The 19,448-nt window shown below is 71.9% G+C and carries 16 protein-coding genes; 3 read left to right on the top strand and 13 right to left on the bottom strand.

The features are described from left to right. Nucleotides 1-35 precede the first annotated feature (35 nt). Nucleotides 36-806: an exodeoxyribonuclease III gene (locus H596_RS0105010; protein WP_027283968.1), complete on the top strand. Its 771-nt coding sequence runs from the start codon at nucleotides 36-38 to the stop codon at nucleotides 804-806. A 113-nt stretch (nucleotides 807-919) separates the two neighbouring features. Here H596_RS0105010 and H596_RS0105005 read toward each other — a convergent pair whose 3' ends face one another. From H596_RS0105005 to H596_RS20135, 4 genes are all read right to left on the bottom strand, one after another. Then, nucleotides 920-1,600, bottom strand: a complete 681-nt coding sequence (locus tag H596_RS0105005) for an ABC transporter ATP-binding protein (protein ID WP_027283967.1) — start codon at nucleotides 1,598-1,600, stop codon at nucleotides 920-922. Beyond that, nucleotides 1,593-2,843, bottom strand: a complete 1,251-nt coding sequence (locus tag H596_RS0105000; protein WP_027283966.1) for a lipoprotein-releasing ABC transporter permease subunit — start codon at nucleotides 2,841-2,843, stop codon at nucleotides 1,593-1,595. The genes H596_RS0105005 and H596_RS0105000 overlap by 8 nt, the downstream gene beginning before the upstream one ends. Next, nucleotides 2,843-4,156 (bottom strand): proline--tRNA ligase, encoded by a 1,314-nt coding sequence (proS, locus tag H596_RS0104995; RefSeq protein ID WP_027283965.1) that lies wholly within the window; start codon nucleotides 4,154-4,156, stop codon nucleotides 2,843-2,845. Before proS ends, H596_RS0105000 begins: the two co-directional genes overlap by 1 nt. Nucleotides 4,157-4,724: 568 nt before the next feature. Further along, nucleotides 4,725-5,639: a lysophospholipid acyltransferase family protein gene (locus H596_RS20135; protein WP_051212401.1), complete on the bottom strand. Its 915-nt coding sequence runs from the start codon at nucleotides 5,637-5,639 to the stop codon at nucleotides 4,725-4,727. 127 nt (nucleotides 5,640-5,766) lie between these two features. Between H596_RS20135 and H596_RS0104985 the strand changes: the two genes are divergently transcribed. Beyond that, a complete protein-coding gene (locus H596_RS0104985) occupies nucleotides 5,767-6,702 on the top strand; it encodes an NAD(P)-binding domain-containing protein (RefSeq protein WP_084602578.1) in 936 nt (311 codons plus the stop codon). 178 nt (nucleotides 6,703-6,880) lie between these two features. On the opposite strand, the gene H596_RS20130 is transcribed toward H596_RS0104985, so the two are convergent. From H596_RS20130 to H596_RS0104965, 4 genes are all read right to left on the bottom strand, one after another. Beyond that, the gene (locus H596_RS20130) at nucleotides 6,881-7,519 is read right to left on the bottom strand and encodes a hypothetical protein (RefSeq protein ID WP_037300052.1); all 639 of its coding nucleotides are present in this window, start codon (nucleotides 7,517-7,519) and stop codon (nucleotides 6,881-6,883) included. A gap of 83 nt (nucleotides 7,520-7,602) precedes the next feature. After that, on the bottom strand, nucleotides 7,603-8,364 hold the full coding sequence (locus H596_RS0104975) for a TorF family putative porin (RefSeq protein ID WP_027283963.1): 762 nt from the start codon (nucleotides 8,362-8,364) through the stop codon (nucleotides 7,603-7,605). 134 nt (nucleotides 8,365-8,498) lie between these two features. Further along, complete coding sequence (locus H596_RS0104970; RefSeq protein WP_027283962.1) at nucleotides 8,499-8,708, bottom strand: hypothetical protein; 210 nt, start codon at nucleotides 8,706-8,708, stop codon at nucleotides 8,499-8,501. Between the two features lie 156 nt (nucleotides 8,709-8,864). Beyond that, nucleotides 8,865-10,055, bottom strand: coding sequence for a phosphoglycerate kinase (locus H596_RS0104965; RefSeq protein WP_027283961.1), 1,191 nt, complete (start codon nucleotides 10,053-10,055; stop codon nucleotides 8,865-8,867). 25 nt (nucleotides 10,056-10,080) lie between these two features. On the opposite strand from H596_RS0104965, the gene H596_RS0104960 reads away from it, so the two are divergent. Next, entirely contained in the window at nucleotides 10,081-10,503 is a 423-nt protein-coding gene (locus tag H596_RS0104960) for a DUF6636 domain-containing protein (RefSeq protein WP_156910037.1), read from the top strand. A gap of 12 nt (nucleotides 10,504-10,515) precedes the next feature. Here the strand turns inward: H596_RS0104960 and H596_RS0104955 are convergent, their stop codons facing one another. The 5 genes from H596_RS0104955 to H596_RS0104935 all read right to left on the bottom strand — a co-directional run bounded on the left by H596_RS0104955 (nucleotide 10,516) and on the right by H596_RS0104935 (nucleotide 19,388). Continuing rightward, the gene (locus H596_RS0104955) at nucleotides 10,516-11,478 is read right to left on the bottom strand and encodes a Bug family tripartite tricarboxylate transporter substrate binding protein (protein ID WP_027283959.1); all 963 of its coding nucleotides are present in this window, start codon (nucleotides 11,476-11,478) and stop codon (nucleotides 10,516-10,518) included. A 76-nt stretch (nucleotides 11,479-11,554) separates the two neighbouring features. After that, nucleotides 11,555-12,223: an FtsZ-binding protein FzlA gene (gene fzlA / locus H596_RS0104950; RefSeq protein ID WP_027283958.1), complete on the bottom strand. Its 669-nt coding sequence runs from the start codon at nucleotides 12,221-12,223 to the stop codon at nucleotides 11,555-11,557. Between the two features lie 60 nt (nucleotides 12,224-12,283). Then, complete coding sequence (gene gltB, locus H596_RS0104945) at nucleotides 12,284-16,813, bottom strand: glutamate synthase large subunit (protein WP_027283957.1); 4,530 nt, start codon at nucleotides 16,811-16,813, stop codon at nucleotides 12,284-12,286. Nucleotides 16,814-16,818: 5 nt separating this feature from the next. Further along, on the bottom strand, nucleotides 16,819-18,255 hold the full coding sequence (locus H596_RS0104940) for an NAD(P)-dependent oxidoreductase (RefSeq protein ID WP_027283956.1): 1,437 nt from the start codon (nucleotides 18,253-18,255) through the stop codon (nucleotides 16,819-16,821). Between the two features lie 200 nt (nucleotides 18,256-18,455). Next, nucleotides 18,456-19,388, bottom strand: coding sequence for a complex I NDUFA9 subunit family protein (locus H596_RS0104935; protein WP_027283955.1), 933 nt, complete (start codon nucleotides 19,386-19,388; stop codon nucleotides 18,456-18,458). Nucleotides 19,389-19,448 lie beyond the last annotated feature (60 nt).

Genomic DNA, 19,448 nt, shown 5'->3' with positions numbered 1-19,448 from the left:
TGCGCCGGGGCGCGCGGCGGGGCTCAGTGGCGGCCATGCGCCTCGCCACCTTCAACGTGAACTCCATCCGCCGGCGGGTGCCGCACCTGCTGCGCTTCCTCGAGCGCTGCGCCCCCGACCTCGTGGTGCTGCAGGAGCTCAAGTGCCGCAGCGAGGAGTTCCCGGCCATGGAGCTCTCCGCCAGCGGCTACACGCTGCATGCGCTGGGCCAGGGGGGCGGGCGCAACGGGGTGGCGGTGCTGGCGCGCGGCGAGTTCGCGCTGCTGGCCGAAGCCCTGCCCGGCGAGGAGGGGGACGCGCAGGCCCGCTTCCTCGCCCTGGCCTGGCGCGGGCTGACGGTGGCGGGCCTCTACCTGCCCAACGGCAATTCGGGCGGCGAGGAGGGGCTGGCCTACAAGTGGCGCTGGATGGAGCGGCTGCGCCTCTGGGCGGCGGCGCAGCTCGACGCGTTCCGGCCGCTCGCGCTGCTCGGCGACTTCAACGTCTGCCCCACCGAGGCCGATCTCGCCCCCGGCGCGCTGGCGCCGACCGATGCGCTGGTGCACCCGGAAAGCCGCGCGCGCTTCCGGGCGCTGACGCATCTGGGGCTGACGGATGCGCTGCTCGCCCTGCACCCGGAGCATCCGCCCTTCACCTACTGGGACTATGGCGCGGCCTTCGAGCAGAACCGCGGCCTCAGGATCGACCACGCGCTGCTGAGCGCGGAGCTGGCCGAGCGGCTGGTGCGGGCGGAGGTGGACCTCGCCGCCCGCGCCGAGGAGAACCCGAGCGACCACGCCCCGGTCTGGATCGAGCTGTCCGATTAGGCGGCTTCGGGCGGCAGAGGGTGCCGCCGCCCCACCGGGCCCCAACGCGGCCTGCCGCGTTGGGTGGTGGCAACCCGGCCTGCGCGAGACGTCCGGCGAAGCCGCCGACCGCATCACACCGGGGTCACCCGCCCCTCGCGCAGCGTCACCACCCGGTCCATCCGCCGGGCGAGATCGGGGTTGTGGGTGGCGATAAGCGCCGCAAGCCCCCTGCCCCGCGCCTGCCCGAGCAGCTCGGCGAAGACCTGCTCTGCGGTCGCGGCGTCGAGATTGCCGGTGGGTTCATCGGCCAGCAGCAGGGCCGGGGCGTTGGCCAGCGCCCGGGCGATGGCCACGCGCTGCTGCTCGCCGCCCGAGAGCCTGCCCGGCCGGTGATCGAGCCGCGCCGACAGGCCGAAGGCGGCGAGCAGCTCCGCCGCCCTCTCCCGCGCCGCGGCCCGCGCCACGCCCGCCGTCATCTGCGGCAGCATCACGTTCTCGGCGGCGGTGAACTCGGGCAGAAGATGGTGGAACTGATAGACGAAGCCGATGGTGCGGCGGCGGATGGCGGTGCGCGCGGCGTCGTCCAGCGTGCCGGCGGCCCGGCCCTGGACGAACACCTCGCCGCCGTCGGGCCGCTCGAGCAGCCCCGCAAGGTGCAGCAGCGTGGACTTGCCCGTGCCCGAGGGCGCGACCAGCGCCACCAGCTCGCCCCGCGCGAGGGCGAGATCGGCCCCGCGCAGCACCTCGATCGCGCCCGCCCCGGTGGGGTAGCGGCGCTCCACGCCGCGCATCTGCAGCACCGGCTCACTCATGGCGCAGCATCTCCACCGGATCGGTGCGCGCCGCGCGCCAGGAGGGATAGAGGGTGGCGAGCAGCGAGAGGCCGAGCGCCAGCGCCACCACCTGCGCCACCTCGCCCCAGTTCAGCACGGCGGGAAGCTGGGTCAGGAAATACACCTCCGGGCTGAACAGCTCCGTGCCCGAGAGGCGCTGCACGAACTGGCGGATGCTCTCGATGTTCAGGCAGAACAGCACCCCCGCCAGGCAGCCGAGCGCGGTGCCCACCACGCCGATCAGCGCCCCGCACATCAGGAAGATGCGCATCACCGCCCCCCGCGTGGCGCCGATGGTGCGCAGCACCGCGATGTCGCGCCCCTTGTCCTTCACCAGCATGATCAGCGAGGAGACGATGTTGAAGGCGGCGACGATGATGATGAGCGTGAGGATGAGGAACATCACGTTCCGCTCCACCTGCACGGCGGCGAAGAAGCTGGAGTTCGCGTCCTGCCAGTCGAGGATCCGCACGGGCTGTCCCAGCGCCGCGCGGATTTCGCGGTTGGCGGCGCGCACGCGCGTGGGATCCTGGACGAAGACCTCGATCTGCGTCGCCGCGTCGCCGGTCTGGAAATAGAGCTGCGCCGCCGGCAGGGGCAGGAAGACGAAGCCGCTGTCGTACTCGTTCATGCCGACTTCGAAGAGCGCGACGATGCTGTAGGCGCGCAGCCGCGGCACGGTGCCGAGCACCGTGGCGCGCCCCTGCGGGCTGACCAGCGTGATCCGGTCGCCGACGGAGACGCCCAGCCGGTTGGCCAGCCGCGTGCCGATCACGATCGCGTCCTCGCCGCCGAAGCGCTCGAGCGAGCCCGCGCGGATGTTCTCGGCGATGATGCGCCGCGCGCGCAGATCCTCGGGGCGGATGCCGCGGGCGAGGCCGCCCGTCGCGCCCCCGCCCTCGGCGGTGAGCAGCACCTGCCCCTCCACGATGGGGGTGGCGGAGAGCACGCCGGGCAGGCGGCGGATGGTCTCGGCCATGCGCGCGTAGTCGGGGATGCCGCCGCGCTCGGCCGCATAGACGCCCAGATGCCCGTTGAGGCCGAGGATGCGGCCCAGAAGCTCCTGGCGGAAGCCGCCCATCACGCTCATCACGATGATCAGCGTGGCCACGCCCAGCATGATGCCGAGGAAGGAGAAGGTGGCGATCACCGAGGTGAAGCGGTCGCTCTTGCGCGAGAGCAGGTAGCGCGCGGCGACCGTGCGCTCGAAGGCGTCGAACATCAGGCGGCGAGCCGGGCGAGCGCATCCTCCAGCGAGAGCTCCATGCGCTCGCCGCTCATGCGGCGCTTGAGCTCCACCCGCCCCGCGGCCGCCCCGCGCGGGCCGATGATGGCCTGCCAGGGAAAGCCCATCAGGTCGGCGTCGGCGAACTTCACCCCGGCGCGCTCGGGCCGGTCGTCGAGCACGGCCTGGTCGGGGAAGGCGGCGTGCAGGCGCTCGGCCAGCGCGTCGCAGGCGGGATCGCCCGGCTTGAGGTTGAGCACGGCGAGCTTCCAGGGCGCCACGGAATCGGGCCACTTGATGCCCGCCTCGTCGTGGTGCGCCTCGATGATGGCGGCGACGAGGCGCGAGACGCCGATGCCGTAGCTGCCCATCTCGGGCACCACCATCTGCCCGTCCGGCCCGGCGACGGCGAGGCCCATGGGCTCGGAATACTTCGTGCCGAAATAGAAGATGTGACCGACCTCGATGCCCCTTCCCTGCCGCCGCCGCGCCTCGGGCACCTCGGCCCAGGCCGCCTCGTCGTGCATCTCCTCGGTGGCGGCGTAGCGCGAGGTGGCGAGGTCGAAGCAGGCCTGCATGTCCGCCACGCTGTCGAAGTCGAAGGCGGCGCCGGCCCAGTCGATGCTCTCGAGCTCGGCGTCGTAGAAGACCTGGCTCTCGCCCGTCTCGGCGAGGATGATGAACTCGTGGCTGAGATTGCCGCCGATGGGCCCGGTGTCGGCGCGCATCGGCAGCGCCTTGAGGCCCATGCGCTCGAAGGTGCGCAGATAGGCGTAAAGCATCTGCCGGTAGGAGTGCTGCGCGCCCTCCTTCGTGAGGTCGAAGGAGTAGGCGTCCTTCATCAGGAACTCGCGGCCGCGCATCACGCCGAAGCGCGGGCGCAGCTCGTCGCGGAACTTCCACTGGATGTGGTAGAGGTTGCGCGGCAGGTCGCGGTACGAGGTGGCGTAGGCCTTGAAGACGTCCGTGATCATCTCCTCGTTGGTCGGGCCGTAGAGCATGGGCCGGTCGTGCCGGTCGGTGATGCGCAGCATCTCCTTGCCGTAATCCTCGTAGCGGCCCGATCTCTGCCAGAGCTCCGCGCTCTGGATGGTGGGCATCAGCAGCTCCTGCGCGCCGGCGCGGTCCTGTTCCTCGCGCACGATCTGGCTGACGCAGCGCAGCACGCGCCAGCCGGCCGGCAGCCAGGTGTAGATGCCCGCCGAGGTCTGGCGGATCAGCCCGGCGCGCAGCATGAGCCGGTGCGAGACGATCTGCGCCTCGGCCGGGGTTTCCTTGAGGGTGGGCAGGAAGGCACGGGTCAGGCGCAAGTCGTGGGTTCCCCTCTCAGGCGGCGGCAGGCGGAGGCTACCGCGATTCCGGGGCTTCTGTCCCCGACGGCCGGCCGCGTCCAGCCCGGCCCCGCGGCCGGGCGGGGGCGCGGCGGCGTGCAGGCGACGGCATGGGGCATGGAACTCGTTTCTTTTTCGCACCGAACTGCGCAAGAATGCTGCGCCGCACCACGTTGATCGGGCAAGAAAAGGCTTGAAACTCGCCCCCGGAACCATTTACGAAAAAGAAAGGGCCACCCCGCGAGGGGGCGGCCCGAGTTTAGGGAGGAAACGCCAGTCACACGGCAGAAAGAGGAAAACCCTCTCTCTGACCCGACATTGCCGCAAAGGACCGGGGGGGCTCAACGCCGAAACGGCCCGCCAGACGGCGAAAATCCCGGCGAAAACCCCGGGAATGACTAAAAGATAGGCGGCAGGCGGTGAGATCACCGGCGGCCGCCTCTTTTTTTGGCAGCGGCACCGGCTGGCGCAATCGGGACGGAGCCGAACAGGCCCGGCGCGGCCCGCGGGGATGCGGGCGCCCTCCCCGACTCGCGCCGCGAACCCGTCACGCCGCGCGCGGCGTCACCTCGCGGTTCTGCCGCAGCAGCGCGGCCGTCTCGGTCACCGTGCGCCCCACCCGCGCCGCCAGCGCCTTGCGATCGGGAACGGAATCCGGGGCCAGCACCTCGTGCATCACCACGGTGACGCGCGTGCCCGTGCGCCGCAGCAGCCGCCAGGCGTGGCTGCCCGTCTCCATGTCGCCATACCAGGCGAAGAGGGGCCGGTCGCGCCGGCCGAGCGGCAGCCCGCCCAGCCGGTCATACACCACCGTGACGGGCTGCACCGCCTCGGCCGAGCCCGCGACGGCGAAGAAGGTGGAGCGGAAGGGCAGCACCCGGGTGCCGTCGCTCGTCGTGCCCTCGGGGAAGAGGATCAGGCTCTGCCCCTCCTCGAGCCGGGCGCGCATCTCCTGCGCCTCCCCGCCCGTGCGGCCGCGCGCGCGGCTGACGAAGACGGTTCGCCCGAGCCGCGCGATCCAGCCGATCAGCGGCCAGTCCCCCACCTCGGCCTTGCTGACGAAGCGCGCGTTCAGCAGCCCGCCCAGCACCAGGATGTCGAGCCAGGAGGAATGGTTGGAGACGTAGAGCGTGCGCGGCCGGCCGTGCGGCGTGCCGATCACCCGCAGCCTGAGGCCGATGATCCGGCAGAGGGTGCGGTGATAGAAGCGCGGGAAATGGTCCTTGGCGGGCCCCGGCAGCCAGAGCAGCACGGCCTGGATCGCCATGCAGGGCAGGGTGAACAGCAGCGCCGTGACGATTCGGCGCACCGCGCGGAAACGCCCGCCCACCGGGCGTTCGCCCAGCACGTCGTTCCAGGCCGCACCCGGCAGGCGCGGGCGGAAGCGGAGCGGACGGCCCCGCCGCAGGCGGCGGGCCTTGGGGGGCTGGCTCGGGGGGAGGACCGGCTGTTCCGTGCGCATGCGGCGAGCTATCGCCCATTCCGGGGCAGGGCAATGACGCCCGCGCGACAGGACGGTGAATCCGTCACATTCCCCAAGCCGTTGAGGGCGATTGCGGCGCGCGGTCCAGCGCGGCAGTGTCGTGACGATGTCCCCGGCCGATCCGCCCCTTCGAGTCGCCGTGCTGGGCGCGGGCCCGCACGGCACCGCGATGGCGGCCCTCGCCTCCGCGCGCGGACATGACGTGGTGATCTGGTCGCCCCGGGGCGGCGGCACGCGCCATATTCTCGGCCATGTGGTGACGCGCGGGGCGCTGGCCGGGCGCTGGCCGCTGCGCGTGGCGGCCGATCTCGGCCGCGCCGTCGAGGGGGCGGATGTCCTGCTGGTCTGCCTGCCGGCGCGGCTGCTGCCCGTCGCGGTGCAGCGCATCGCCGCGGCGCTGCGCGGCGACCCCGCCATCCTCTTCGCCCCCGCGGGCGGGCTCGCCGCCGCCCTGATGGCCGAGACGCTCGCCCATCGCGGCGGCATCCCGCGCATCGCCGCCCTGCCCGTGCTGCCGCTGACGGCGCGGCGCGATTCCGATGGCGGGGTGAGCATCCGCGCCGCCCGCCCGCGTCTGTGGATCGCGGGCCAGCCCGGCGCCCCGGCCATGGGGCGGCTGCTGGGGCGCCTCTTCGGCCTCGAGGTCGCGGCGCTGGCGGACCCGCTGGCCGCCGGCCTCGCGGACCCCACCCCGCTTTTCGGCGCGGCCCGGCTGCTCGCCCCCCCGCGGCTGGAGGAGGCGCCGCTGCGGCTGCTCGCCGCGCTGGGGCGCGAGCGCGAGACCCTGGCCGCCGCCTGCCGCCGCCATGTGCCGCCGCTGCACGAGATGCTGGCCGGGCTCGGGGATCTGCCGGAGGCGGAGCTGGGCGCGACGCTGGAGGGACTCTCCTTCCTCACGGCCCTGGCCGGCCGGGCGGAGGCGCGGCTGCCGCTGCTCTCGGGGGCCCTCGCGCTTCTGCGCGCCGCGACGGGCGAGGCGGCGCAGCCGCACCCGGTCTGGGCGGCGCTCTCGCCCGAGACCCTGGCCCGGGTGCTCGCCTAGACAGAAACTGACACGCGGGCTCTGGCGCACCATCGGCATGCCGACCTCTCCACCAGCCAAACCATAGTGCCACAGTTTCATCCACGGCGGGTCGGGACCGCCGGTGGGTAACTGATACGGTCGGCATGTCATGCCGGCCGTATCAGGAGTCGAAGCAAGCGGCCGCTGGTATGCCCCCCTATCGCGGGGGCATGACGAGGCCGGGCGGCGGCAGGGCGGTCCCGCGCGGCAAGCCTCCGCCGCCGGGGGTGGCCGAGGGCGCGGCGGCCGGCGGCAGGCGCAGGCTCTGATAGCCCTGCGGCCGCTCGAAGCGGGCGGGATCCTGCGCGGCGAGGTCGAGCGCCACGGCCTCCAGCCGGCTCCCTTCCCGCCCGAGGGCTTCGGAGCGCAGGGCGAACCCCTCCGGGGTGAGGCAGACGCGCCCCGCCTCGCCCTGCTGCTCGACGCGCCAGAGGGTGCAGGGGCGGCCCAGGATGCGCGCCTCCCCCTCCCGGGTGAAGCGGGCGTCCTCGCCCGGCAGCAGGCCGCGCCCCTGGAACTGGGCGCGGGTGATGTCCATCACCATCCGCTCGCGCGTCATGGCCAGGAAGCCCGCGCCGCTGGCCGGGTCCATCACGCTGAAGCCGAGGCCGCCGGGCAGCTCCGTCCGCATGAGCCGCCGCGCCGCGAGCCAGGCGACGCGCATCTCGCCCCCCTCGCCGGGCAGCCGATAGGTGATGGCGACATCCCGCGCGGGGATGAGGGCGGGGCGCTCCTGCGCGGAGGCGGGTGCGGCGGCGAGCGCCAGCGCCAGCGAGAGGGCGGCGGGGAAACGCATGCGGGCTGCCTTCCGGTCGGGAAGCCAGCCTCGCCAGGAGGACCGGCGGCGGTCAAGCCCGACGCCGGCCAGTCGGAGTTGAATCAGAACCGGAAAGAGATGCTGCCCAGCGCCCGGGCGCCGCAGATGTTCTGCCCGCCCACGCAGCGCCCCTCGCTGATGGAGGTCTGGTAGTAGCCGATGGCGGCCACGATGGTGCCCACCCGCTCGATCGGGAATTCGCGCGTCAGGCTGATGGACCACCAGGCGTAGTCCGGCGTGCCGAAGAGGCGGTTGTTCTCGATCCACTGATAGCCCACGCGGCCGCCCAGGGTGAGATCCCACACGCCCGTCTTCCAGTCGGCGCCGCCCTCGATGTAGATGCCCGTGCCGCTGTTGCCGAAGAAGCTCGGAGAACCGGCGAGGGTGCCGAGCAGCGTCACCGGCCCGATCTCGCGCGTCACCTTCAGATAGGCCTCGAAATAGTCGAGGCGCGAAACCGCCCCGGCCGGCGCCGTGTAGCCCGGATAGAGGTAGCCGATCACGCCGAAATCGAACTTCGTGTCGAAGGCGGTGAAGCGGTAGCCGCCGAAGACGTCCACCTCCTGCCGCGCATCCGTGCCGAGGAAGCGGACGTTGGAGATGAAGGCGCCCACATAGACGCCGCTCGAATGCTCGATCTCGCCGGTGAGCTGATAGGCCATCCGGCTGCGGGTCTGGCTGATGCCGCGGAACAGATAGTCGCTGGCGTAGGTGGCGGTCACCGTCGCGGTGAGCCCGGTCTCGCCGAGCGCCACCTGCGCCTGGGCGGGGCCGCCGAGCGCGAAGCCGCCCGCGGCGGCCAGGGCGAGGAGAAGCTTTCGCATGGGCAAGACCCTTTCGTCACACGGGGGTGTTCCATGCGAGTGAAGAACCGATGACGCAGCGCCGCAAGGCGCGGCTGCGGGAAAGCGCCGCAAACTTGCACAAATATCGCAGCAAGCCGCGCAGAATGGCGGCGTTATGCCCGCAAATCGAGCAGAGAGCCCCGGGGCAGGGGCTTGCTGGGCAGGGGCGGCACGGCGTCCAGCCGGCGCTGCGCCACAGGCTCGGCATCCAGCGGCCGGGCCTCGGGGCTGCGGCGCACCGCGGCGCTGGCCGCGGCCTCGGTCACGGGGCGGTTGCGCGCCACCTCCTGCGTGAAGGCGGCCAGGGAGTTGGTGCTGATCATGCGCGCCACTGTCCAGCCAAGCCCTGAAGATCCGGTAAATCCGCGACCCTGGGAGCGACCGGCGGCGGCGATGAGGCGGTTGAGGCGCATGCGGGCAGGGTGGGCCCGGCCCGCGTTAACACTCCAGCAACCAACGGCTGTATTGTTGAGAAGTCGTTAAGCCTCCAGCGCCGCCACGCCGGGCAGCGTCTTGCCCTCCAGCCATTCGAGGAAGGCACCCCCGGCGGTGGAGACATAGCTCATCCGCTCCGCCACCCCCGCGTGGCGCAGCGCCGAGACCGTGTCCCCGCCCCCGGCCACGGAGCGCAGCGCGCCGGCCTCCGTCAGCCGCGCCGCCTCGCGCGCCACGGCCACCGTCGCGGCGTCGAAGGGCGGCAGTTCGAAGGCGCCGAAGGGGCCGTTCCAGACAAGGGTGCGCGCCGCCGCCAGCGCCGCGTTCACCGCCGCCACCGTGGCGGGGCCGACATCGAGCGCCATCATCCCCTCCGGCACCGCGCCCACCGCCACCACGCGGTGCGGGCTGTGCGCGGCGAAGCCCTCCGCCACCACGAGATCGCGCGGCAGCAGCACCTCGCAGCCCGCCGCCGCCGCGTCCTGCAGGATGCGCCGGGCGGTCTCGTGCATCTCCGCCTCCTGCAGCGAGGCCCCCACCCCATGCCCCTGGGCGGCGAGGAAGGTGTTGGCCATCGCGCCGCCGATCGCCAGCACATCCACCTTGCGCGAGAGATTGCCCAGCAGATCGAGCTTGGTGCTGACCTTCGCCCCGCCCACGATCGCCACCACCGGCCGCTGCGGCGAGCCCAGCGCGGCCTCCAGCGCCTCGAGTTCCGCCTGCATCAGCCGCCCGGCATAGGCGGGCAGCAGCCGCGCCACCCCCTCGGTGCTCGCATGCGCGCGGTGCGCCGCGCTGAAGGCGTCGTTGACGAAGACATCGGCGAGCTTCGCGAGCCCCTCAGCCAGCGCGGGGTCGTTCTTCTCCTCGCCGGCGTGGAAGCGCGTGTTCTCCAGCAGCAGCACCTCGCCATCGGCCAGCCCGGCGGCCGCGGCCTCGGCCTCGGGGCCCACGCAGTCCTCGACGAAGCCCACCGGCCGGCCGAGCGTCTCGGAGAGGGCCGCCTGCATGGGCCGCAGGGACATCTCCGGCACGCGCCTGCCCTTGGGCCGGTCGAAATGCGAGCAGACGATGACGCGCGCGCCCTTTTCCGAAAGCTCGCGGATGGTGGGCGCGAGGCGCTCGATCCGCGTCATGTCCGTGATCCGGCCATCCTTCACCGGGAGGTTCAGGTCGGCGCGCAGCAGCACCCGCTTGCCGCGCGGGTCGAGACTGTCGAGAGTGCGGAAGGGCATGGCTCGTTCCTGGGGATGGAGCGCGATGATCTGGACCGCCTTCCGGGCGCTCTTGGCCGTTGGGGCGATGGCGCCGCTCCTAGCATCGGCCGAGCCGCTTCCACAAACGCCCCCTCCGGCGTTCCAGACGCCCTCGGGCAACATCCACTGCCTGTTCCGGGAGGGCCGGATGCGCTGCGACGTGCAGGAGCGCAGCTACACCCCCCCGCCCCGCCCGCCGGGCTGCCGCGACGACTGGGGATCGAGCCTCGCCCTCGGCGCGCGGGGGCCCGCGCGGCTGCTCTGCGTGCGCCGGCCGCTGCGCGACGAGGAGGCCTTCGTCCTGGGCTATGGCGCGCGCTGGATCGGCCGCGCCATCGCCTGCGAATCCGACGAGGCCGGCCTCTCCTGCACGAACCGCGAGGGGCGGGGCTTCCGCGTCTCCCGCACGCGGCTGGAGCTGTTCTGACACCGGCGGCGGTCAATCCGCCGTGATGTTCGCCTCCCGCACCACGCTGGTCCAGAGCGCGCGGTCCTCGCGGATCATCCGGTCCACCTCCGCCCCCGGCGCGAAGCGCGGGAAGGTGCCGAGGCCCGTCAGCACGCGCGGCAGGTCGGTGTTCTCGAAGCACCAGCGCAGATTGTCCTCGAGGCGCTGGCGCACGGCGGCTGGCGTCGCGGCGGGGGCGACGATGGCCTGCCAGCTCGTGAACACCCAGTCGAGCCCCTGCTCCTTCACCGTGGGCACCTGGGGAAGCTGCGGGTGGCGCTCGGCCGAGGTGATGGCGATGACGCGCACGCGCCCGCCCTCATGCGCGCCGCGCATCAGCGAGTAGCCGTCCAGCATCATCTCGATGCGCCCGCCCAGCAAATCCTGCAGCGCGGGGGCGGAGCCGCGATAGGGCACATGCACGATGTCCACCCCCGCCTGGCGCTTCCACACCTCGAAGGCCAGATGCGGCACCCCGCCCGAACCGCCGGAGCCGAAGTTCAGCGCCCCGGGCCGCGCGCGCGCCGCCGCCACCAGGTCGTTGAGGCTGCGGATCGGGCTGTCGGCATTCACCGCGAAGACGAGCGGGCCCAGGGTGAGCTGCCCCACCGCGCGGAAATCGCGCGAGGTGTCGAAGGGCAGGTTGGGGAACAGGGCGTGGGTCATCGCGAGGTTGCCCACATTGCCCTGGAACAGCGTCATCCCGTCCGGCGGGGATTTCGCCACATGGTCCATGGCGATGTTGCCGTTGTTGCCCGGCCGGTTGTCGATCACCACGGGCTGGCCGAGCCGCTCGGCCCAGCGCTGGGCCACGGGCCGGGCGATGGCGTCCACCCCGCCCCCGGCCGGAAAACCCACCACGAGGCGGATGGCCCCCGACTGCGCCCGCGCAAGCCCCGGCGCGGCGAGCATGAGCATGGATGCGCCAAGGGCGGCGCGGCGACGGAGCGGCATGGCGTTTCCTCCTCTTTATCGGGGGAAAGCCTGCCGCATCGCCGCCCGGGCGATCAAGGAGATCGCGGCGCGCGGATCAGAAGTCCAGATCGGCGTAGTGCCGGGGCGGCTCCATGCCCGTCACCCGGTCGGCCAGCAGGGGGCGGAAGGCGGGGCGGGACTTCACGCGGCTGTACCAGTCCTTCGCGCTCTCGTTGTGGCTCCAGTCCACGTCGTTCGCGTAGTCGAGCGCGGAGAGATGCGCCGCCGCCGCGAAATCGGCGAGGCTGAGGTTCGGCCCCGCGAGCCAGGGCCGGTGCTCGGCCAGCCAGCCGATCATGTCGAGATGCGGCTTGAGGTTCGCATAGCCCTGCCGGATCACCCCGGCATCGGGATCGCCGAGCCCGAGGGGCCGCTTGAGGTGGCGCTCCCAGATCAGCTTGCGCGTCACCTCCTCGGCGAAGCGCTGGTCGAACCAGGCGACGAGGCGGCGCACCTCGGCGCGCTCGGCGAGGGTCCGGCCCATCAGCGGCGTCTCCGGATAGGCCTCGTCGAGATATTCGCAGATGGCGTAGCTGTCGGCCACCACCACCCCGTTCTCCTCCACCAGCACGGGCACGGTGCCGGCGGGGTTGAGCGCCAGGAACTCCTCGCGCCGTTCCCAGACGCGCTCGGTCTTGAGCTCGAAGGGGATGCGCTTCTCGGCGAGCGCGAGGCGCACCTTGCGCGCATAGGGCGAGAGGGGGAGGTGGTAGAGAATCCGCACCCGGACTCTATGCCACCCGCCCCGCGCGAGGTGAAGGCGCGGCCTGCCCGCGCCGCGCGGCTATTCCGCCGCCACCGCCATCTCGCTCATAGGCCGGGGCAGATAGCGCGCATACTCCTTCGGCACGATGTGCCAGAAGCGCCCGCGCTCCGTCTCCCAGTCGTTCAGGATGCGGGCCGCGTGGCGGCTGCCCGTCTCGGCCACATGCCGCTCGATCAGCCGGCGCAGCTCCCCCTCCCAGTGGGCGGAGGCGAGGCGCTGCCACAGCAGCGTGTCGGGGTTCACGCGCCGCTCGAAGGTGCCCGCGGCGTCGTACACGAAGGCCTGGCCGCCGGTGAAGCCCGCGCCGAAATTGTCGCCCACCTCGCCGAGGATGACGACCATCCCGCCCGTCATGTACTCGCAGGCGTTCGCGCCGCAGCCCTCGACCACGGCGATGGCGCCCGAGTTGCGCACCGCGAAGCGCTCGCCCGCCTGCCCCGCCGCGTAGAGCGCGCCCGAGGTCGCCCCGTAGAGGCAGGTGTTGCCGATGATGGTGTTCTCGTGCCACGCGAGGTTGGAGGAGGGGGCGGGCCGCACCACGATGCTCGCCCCCGAGAGCCCCTTGCCGACATAGTCGTTCGCGTCGCCGAACACCTCGAGCTTGAGGCCGCGCACGCCGAAGGCGCCGAGCGACTGCCCGGCCGAGCCGCGCAGCCGCACCGTCAAATGCCCCTCCTGAAGCCCGGTCATGCCGAACTGCCGCACGATCTTCGAGGAGACCTTGGTGCCGATGGCGCGGTGCGTGTTGCGGATGTTGTAGGCGAGCTGCATCTTCTCGCCGCGCTCGAACAGCGGAGCGGCGTCGCGCAGCATGTCGGCGTCCAGCGTCTCGGGCACCTCGTTGCGGCCCTCGAGCGTGCAATGCGCCGGGAAGCCGCCCGCATCCGCCTTCACGAGCAGCGGGTTGAGGTCGAGGTCGTCCAGATCCTCGCTGCCGCGGCTCACCTGCTTGAGCAGGTCGGTCCGGCCGATCACCTCCTCGAGCCGGCGGAAGCCGAGCGAGGCGAGGATTTCGCGCACCTCCTCCGCCACGAAGGAGAAGAGCGCGATCACCTTCTCCGGCGTGCCGGTGAACTTGGCGCGCAGCGCCTCGTCCTGGGTGCAGACGCCGACGGGGCAGGTGTTGGAGTGGCACTGCCGCACCATGATGCAGCCCATCGCCACCAGCGAGGCGGTGCCGATGCCGAACTCCTCCGCCCCCAGCATGGCGGCGATCACCACGTCCCGCCCGGTCTTGATGCCGCCGTCGGTGCGCAGCTTCACGCGGTGGCGCAGCCGGTTCAGCAGCAGCACCTGGTGCGTCTCGGACAGCCCCATCTCCCAGGGCAGGCCGGCATACTTGATGGAGGTGACGGGCGAGGCGCCCGTGCCCCCGGCATGGCCCGAGATCAGGATCGCATCCGCCTTCGCCTTCGCCACGCCGGCCGCGATGGTGCCGATGCCCGAGCGCGAGACGAGCTTCACGCAGACCGTCGCGTCCGGGTTGATCTGCTTCAGGTCATAGATGAGCTGCGCGAGATCCTCGATCGAGTAGATGTCGTGGTGCGGCGGCGGCGAAATCAGCGTCACGCCCGGGGTGGAGTGGCGCAGCTTCGCGATCAGCCCCGTCACCTTGAAGCCGGGAAGCTGCCCGCCCTCGCCGGGCTTGGCGCCCTGGGCGACCTTGATCTCGATCTCGCGGCAGTTGTTGAGATACTCGGCCGTGACGCCGAAGCGGCCCGAGGCGATCTGCTTGATCGCGCTGTTCGCGTTGTCGCCGTTCGGGCGGGGCTTGGCGCGCTCGGGATCCTCGCCGCCCTCGCCGCTGTCGCTGCGCGCACCGATGCGGTTCATGGCGATGGAGAGCGTCTCGTGCGCCTCGGGGCTGAGGGCGCCGAGCGAGATGGCCGGCGCCACCAGCCGCTTGCGGATTTCGGTAATGCTCTCCACCTCCTCGAGCGGGATGGGCTTCACCCCATCGGTGCGGAAGTCGAGCAGGTCGCGGATGGCGATGGGCGGCCCCTTGCGCACCGCCTCGCTGTAGCGCTTGAAGGTCTGGTAGCTGTCGGTCTCCACCGCCTTCTGCAGCATGTGGATCAGCGTGCCGCCGAAGGCGTGCGCCTCGCCGCGCTGGCGCAGCTTGTAGAGGCCGCCCACGGGCAGCGTCACCGCCTCGCTCGCATAGGCCTTGCGGTGCAGATCGAGCACCCGCCGCGCCAGCCCCGCGAGGCCGATGCCCGAGATGCGCGAGGGCACGCCCGGGAAATACTCCGCCACCAGCGCGCGGGAGAGGCCGATCGCCTCGAAGTTCATCCCTCCCCGGTAGGAGGAGATGACGGAGATGCCCATCTTGGACATCACCTTCAGCAGCCCCTTGTCCACCGCCTTCTTGTAGCGGGCGATGGCCTGCTCGAGCGTGAGGTCGCCGAACAGGCCGCGGCGGTGGCGGTCGGCGATGGAGGCCTCGGCGAGATAGGCGTTGATCGTCGTCGCCCCCGCGCCCACCAGCACGGCGAAGTAGTGCACGTCCAGGCACTCCGCGCAGCGCACGTTGAGGGAGGTGAAGGTGCGCAGGCTGGTGCGCACGAGATGCGTGTGCACCGCCGAGACGGCGAGGATCATGGGGATGGCCACGCGCTCGGGGCCCATCGCCTCGTCCGTCAGGATCACGTGCTGGCAGCCGGAGCGCACGCCCTCCTCCGCCTCGCGGCGGATGCGCTCCAGCGCGCGGCGCAGCCCCGCCTCGCCCTCGCCGACATGGAAGGTGCAGTCCACCTCGCAGGCGGAGGCGCCCATGTAGCCGCGCATGGCGACGAACTCGGCGGTGGAGAGCACGGGGCTCTCCAGCATGAGCATGTCGCACTGCGTCGGGTCCTCGTCGAGGATGTTCCCGAGATTGCCGAGCCGGGTGCGCAGCGTCATCACCCGCGTCTCGCGCAGGCTGTCGATGGGCGGGTTGGTGACCTGGCTGAAGCTCTGGCGGAAATAGTGGTGCAGGCCGCGGTAGTGCTGCGAGAGGACGGCGACCGGCGTGTCGTCGCCCATGGAGCCGACCGCCTCCTGCGCATCCTCCACCATCGGGTGCAGGATCTGCTCCAGCTCCTCGAGCGTGTAGCCGACGGCGAGCTGCGCGCGGCGCAGCGCCTCGCCCGCCATCTGTGCGGGCGGGGCGGCCTGGGCCTTCACGATGCCGTCGATGCGCGTGGTGCGGCCCACCCACTGGCCGAAGGGCTTGCGGGAGGCCAGCAGATCCTTCAGCTCGGTGTCGAGGTAGAGGCGCCCGCTGTCGAGATCCACGCCGATGCACTGGCCGGGACCCACGCGGCCCTTGGCGCGGATCGCGTCCTCCGGCAGCTTCACCATGCCCGTCTCGGAGCCGACGATGAGCAGCCCGCCCTCGGTGACGGTGTAGCGCAGCGGCCGCAGCCCGTTGCGGTCGAGCCCCGCGACCACCCAGCGCCCGTCCGTGCCGCACAGCGCGGCCGGCCCGTCCCAGGGCTCCATCACCGCGTTGCAGTAGAGGAAGAGGTCGTGGTGGTGCTGCGGCATGGTGGCGTTGTTGCCGAGCGATTCCGGGATCAGCATCGCCTTGGCCATGGGCGCGTCGCGCCCGCCGCGCACCAGCAGCTCGAACACGTTGTCGAGGCAGGCCGTGTCGCTGCCCCCGGCCTGGATGACGGGCTTGATGTCGTCCAGATACCGGTCGAGCAGCGGGTGGGAGAGGCGCGTCTCGTGCGCCTTCATCCAGTTCACGTTGCCGTGCAGCGTGTTGATCTCGCCGTTGTGCGCGATCATCCGGAAGGGCTGCGCCAGCCGCCAGGTGGGGAAGGTGTTGGTCGAGTAGCGCTGGTGGTAGATGGCGAAGCGGCTGATGAAGCGCGGATCCTGCAGGTCCGGATAGAACTCCGAGAGCGCCTCGGCCAGGAACATCCCCTTGTAGATCACCGAACGCGCCGAGAGCGAGCAGAGGTAGAGCTCGGGGATCTGCGCGGCGATGGCCTGCTTCTCGATGCGCCGGCGCACCACGTAGAGGTCGCGCTCCATCGTCTCGCCGTCGCGCCCCTCGGGGTCGTGCAGCAGGATCTGCTCGATCTCGGGACGGGTGGCGTTGGCCTTCTCGCCGATCACCGAGACGTTGATGGGCACCTGGCGCCAGCCGTAGATGCCGAAGCCCATGGCGAGGATTTCGGTCTCGACGATCTGGCGGCAGCGCTCCTGCGCGCCGAAATCGGTCTTGGGCAGGAAGACCATGCCGACCGCGATGGGCCCGGGCTTGAGGCTGTCGCCGCCGTCCTGCACCGCCTGGGCGAAGAAGGCCTGCGGGATTTCCACATGGATGCCCGCGCCGTCGCCGGTCTTGCCGTCGGCGTCCACCGCGCCGCGGTGCCAGACGGCCTTGAGCGCGTCGATGCCCGCCTGCACCACCGCGCGCGAGGGCTTGCCGTCGAGCGCGGCGACGAGGCCCACGCCGCAGGCGTCGTGCTCCATGGTGTCCACGCCCGCCGCGTTCAGCAGGGCCGCGTTGCGGCGATAGGCCTCGACGAACTGGGCGCCGGTTTCCTGGGTCATGTCTCTCACTCCGCGGCCTGGGCGAGGCCGGCCTTGGCCAGCACGTATTGCGCGATCTGCTCGGCGGCGTCCCGCCCGTCGCGGATGCCCCACACCACCAGCGAGGCGCCGCGCACGATGTCGCCGCCGGCGAAGACGCCGGGCAGCGACGTCATCATGGTGCGGTGATCCACCTTCAGCGTGCCCCAGCGCGTGACGGCGAGCGCGGGCTCGCGGAACATGGCGGGCAGATCCTCGGGGTCGAAGCCCAGCGCCTTGATCACGAGGCTGCCAGGCACGACGAAATGGCTGCCTTCGATGGGCGCCACCTGCTGGCGGCCCGTCGCATCCGGCAGGCCGAGATGCATCCGGCAGGCGCGCACGCCCGTCACCTGGCCGGCGCCGAGGAAGGCCTCGGGCGCGGAGAGCCAGAGGAAGCGCACGCCCTCCTCCTCCGCGTTCGCCACCTCGCGCATGGAGCCGGGCATGTTCGCCTTGTCGCGGCGATAGAGGCAGGTGACCATGGCGGCCCCCTGGCGGATGGCGGTGCGCACGCAGTCCATCGCCGTGTCGCCGCCGCCGATCACCACCACCTCCTTGCCGGCGGCGTCCAGCGCGCCGCTCTCGAAGGCGGGAACCGCGTCGCCCAGGCCCTTGCGGTTGGCGGCGGTGAGGTAGTCGAGCGCGGGCACCACGCCGGCGAGGTCGCTGCCCGGCAGTTCCACGTCGCGCGCCTTGTACACGCCGGTGGCGATGAACACCGCATCGTGCCGCTCGCGCAGCTCGGCGAGCGTGAGGTCGCGGCCCACCTCCACGCCGAGGTGGAAGCGGATGCCGCCGGCCTCGTACTGCTTCCAGCGGCGCAGCACCACCTCCTTCTCCAGCTTGAAGTTGGGGATGCCGTAGATCATCAGCCCGCCGACGCGGTCGTAGCGGTCATAGACATGCACCTGGAAACCCTGCACGCGCAGCCGCTCGGCGGCGGCGAGCCCGGCGGGGCCCGCGCCGATGATGCCGACGCTGTAGGGCAGCTCGCGCGAGGGGGTGGGCGGCTTCACCCAGCCCTGCTCCCAGGCCGTGTCGGTGATGAACTTCTCGACCGAGCCGATGGTGACGGAGTGGAAGCCCTTCTCGATGACGCAGTTGCCCTCGCAGAGCCTGTCCTGCGGGCAGACGCGGCCGCAGATCTCGGGGAAGCTGTTGGTGGCGGAGGCGACCTCATAGGCCTCCTCCAGCCGCCCCTCGGCGGTGAGCTTCAGCCAGTCGGGGATGTTGTTGTTCAGCGGGCAATGCACCTGGCAGAAGGGCACGCCGCACTGGCTGCAGCGGCTGGCCTGGGCCCTGGCGCGCTCCGGGTCGAAGCGGGCGTAGATCTCGTCGAAATCCTCGCGCCGCTGGCTCGCGGGGCGTTTCTCCGGCGTCTGCTGCTGGAGGCGGACGAATTGCAGCATGCGCTCGGCCATGGGCGTTCCTCGGTGGCGACGAAAGGCGCGGGCGCGCAAGGATCGCGCGCCGCAGGGGCAGCCCTTAACGCCTGCCGGAGAGGCTGAAAAGCCCGAATCACGCAATCAGGACAGTAATGCTGACCTGAAAAATACGCCCCGCCCCATTTCGGCCACGGAGCCGGAAGCTCTCCCCCGCCACAATGTCCGATACGGACCTTTCAGCCCATGGGCCGCACCCGGCGATTCCCGCCCGGCCGGAAGCGGGCCAGCAGCGCCGGCGCATGCGCCTCCACCGGCTGCGGCGCGATGCCGAGATCGGCGAGCGTCAGCGCACCCTCGCCCACCACATTGTCCCGCTGCAGCAGCAGAAGCTGGTCGCGCGTCAGCGGCGGGTTGGGCAGCCACTCGCCCAGCCGCGCCTGCAGCCGCGCGAGCCCCATCGGGATCTCGACCAGGCGGCGCTTCCGCCCCGTCTCCTTCACGATGAAGGCCAGCAGCTCACGGAAGCTCCAGACGCGCGGCCCGCCGAGCTCATAGGTGCGGCCCGCTGCCTCGGGCCGGCGCAGCGCGGCCATCACCGCATCGGCCACATCGCCCACATAGACGGGCTGGAAGCGCGTCTCGCCGGCGATCACGGGCATGAAGGGCAGCAGCATCGCCATCTGCCCGAAGCGGCCGAAGAAGCCGTCGCCGGGGCCGAACACGATGGAGGGGCGCAGGATGGTGGCGGCCGGGAAATGCCGGCGCAGCCCCTCCTCGCCCAGCGCCTTGCTGCGCGCGTAGCGGCTCGGGCTCGCCGCGTCCGCCCCGATGGCCGAGATGTGCACGAGCTTCGCCACGCCCGCCGCGGCGGCGAGCCGGCCGAGACGTTCCGGCCCCTCGGCCTGCACGCGCTCGAAATCGCCGTGCAGGATGCCGACGGCGTTCACCACCACCTCGGCGCCCTCGACGGCGCGCGCCACCCCGGCCTCCTCGGTGATGTCGGCCGCGATGGGCGCGATCTGCCCCACGCGCCCCATGGTCTGCAGCGCGCGCGCGCGCACCGCGTCGCGCCCGGCCACGCGCACCACATAGTCCTCGCGCGCCAGGCGCTGCACCACCTGGCGGCCGATGAAGCCCGCGCCGCCGAACACCGTCGCCACCTTGCGCATCTCTGTCTGCCCTCCGTCGCGGCGGACCATATGGGCGCGCGGCCATCGCGGCCAGATGGG

Source organism: Rubritepida flocculans DSM 14296 (genome assembly GCF_000425365.1).
Classification (GTDB): Bacteria; Pseudomonadota; Alphaproteobacteria; order Acetobacterales; family Acetobacteraceae; genus Roseococcus; species Roseococcus flocculans.
This window is presented reverse-complemented; position numbering and strand designations above follow the sequence as displayed.

Excerpts from the sequence above, each read along its gene's own strand:
- H596_RS0104985 (WP_084602578.1), top strand. The coding sequence starts at position 5,767 with ATGTCCCCGGCCGATCCGCCCCTTCGAGTCGCCGTGCTGGGCGCGGGC.
- H596_RS0104970 (WP_027283962.1), bottom strand. The coding sequence starts at position 8,708 with ATGATCAGCACCAACTCCCTGGCCGCCTTCACGCAGGAGGTGGCGCGC.
- H596_RS0104935 (WP_027283955.1), bottom strand. The coding sequence starts at position 19,388 with ATGCGCAAGGTGGCGACGGTGTTCGGCGGCGCGGGCTTCATCGGCCGC.
- H596_RS0105000 (WP_027283966.1), bottom strand. The coding sequence starts at position 2,843 with ATGTTCGACGCCTTCGAGCGCACGGTCGCCGCGCGCTACCTGCTCTCG.
- H596_RS0104955 (WP_027283959.1), bottom strand. The coding sequence starts at position 11,478 with ATGCCGCTCCGTCGCCGCGCCGCCCTTGGCGCATCCATGCTCATGCTC.
- H596_RS0104960 (WP_156910037.1), top strand. The coding sequence starts at position 10,081 with ATGATCTGGACCGCCTTCCGGGCGCTCTTGGCCGTTGGGGCGATGGCG.
- H596_RS0104965 (WP_027283961.1), bottom strand. The coding sequence starts at position 10,055 with ATGCCCTTCCGCACTCTCGACAGTCTCGACCCGCGCGGCAAGCGGGTG.
- H596_RS0104940 (WP_027283956.1), bottom strand. The coding sequence starts at position 18,255 with ATGGCCGAGCGCATGCTGCAATTCGTCCGCCTCCAGCAGCAGACGCCG.
- H596_RS0105010 (WP_027283968.1), top strand. The coding sequence starts at position 36 with ATGCGCCTCGCCACCTTCAACGTGAACTCCATCCGCCGGCGGGTGCCG.
- H596_RS20135 (WP_051212401.1), bottom strand. The coding sequence starts at position 5,639 with ATGCGCACGGAACAGCCGGTCCTCCCCCCGAGCCAGCCCCCCAAGGCC.
- gltB (WP_027283957.1), bottom strand. The coding sequence starts at position 16,813 with ATGACCCAGGAAACCGGCGCCCAGTTCGTCGAGGCCTATCGCCGCAAC.
- H596_RS0105005 (WP_027283967.1), bottom strand. The coding sequence starts at position 1,600 with ATGAGTGAGCCGGTGCTGCAGATGCGCGGCGTGGAGCGCCGCTACCCC.
- H596_RS20130 (WP_037300052.1), bottom strand. The coding sequence starts at position 7,519 with ATGCGTTTCCCCGCCGCCCTCTCGCTGGCGCTGGCGCTCGCCGCCGCA.
- H596_RS0104975 (WP_027283963.1), bottom strand. The coding sequence starts at position 8,364 with ATGCGAAAGCTTCTCCTCGCCCTGGCCGCCGCGGGCGGCTTCGCGCTC.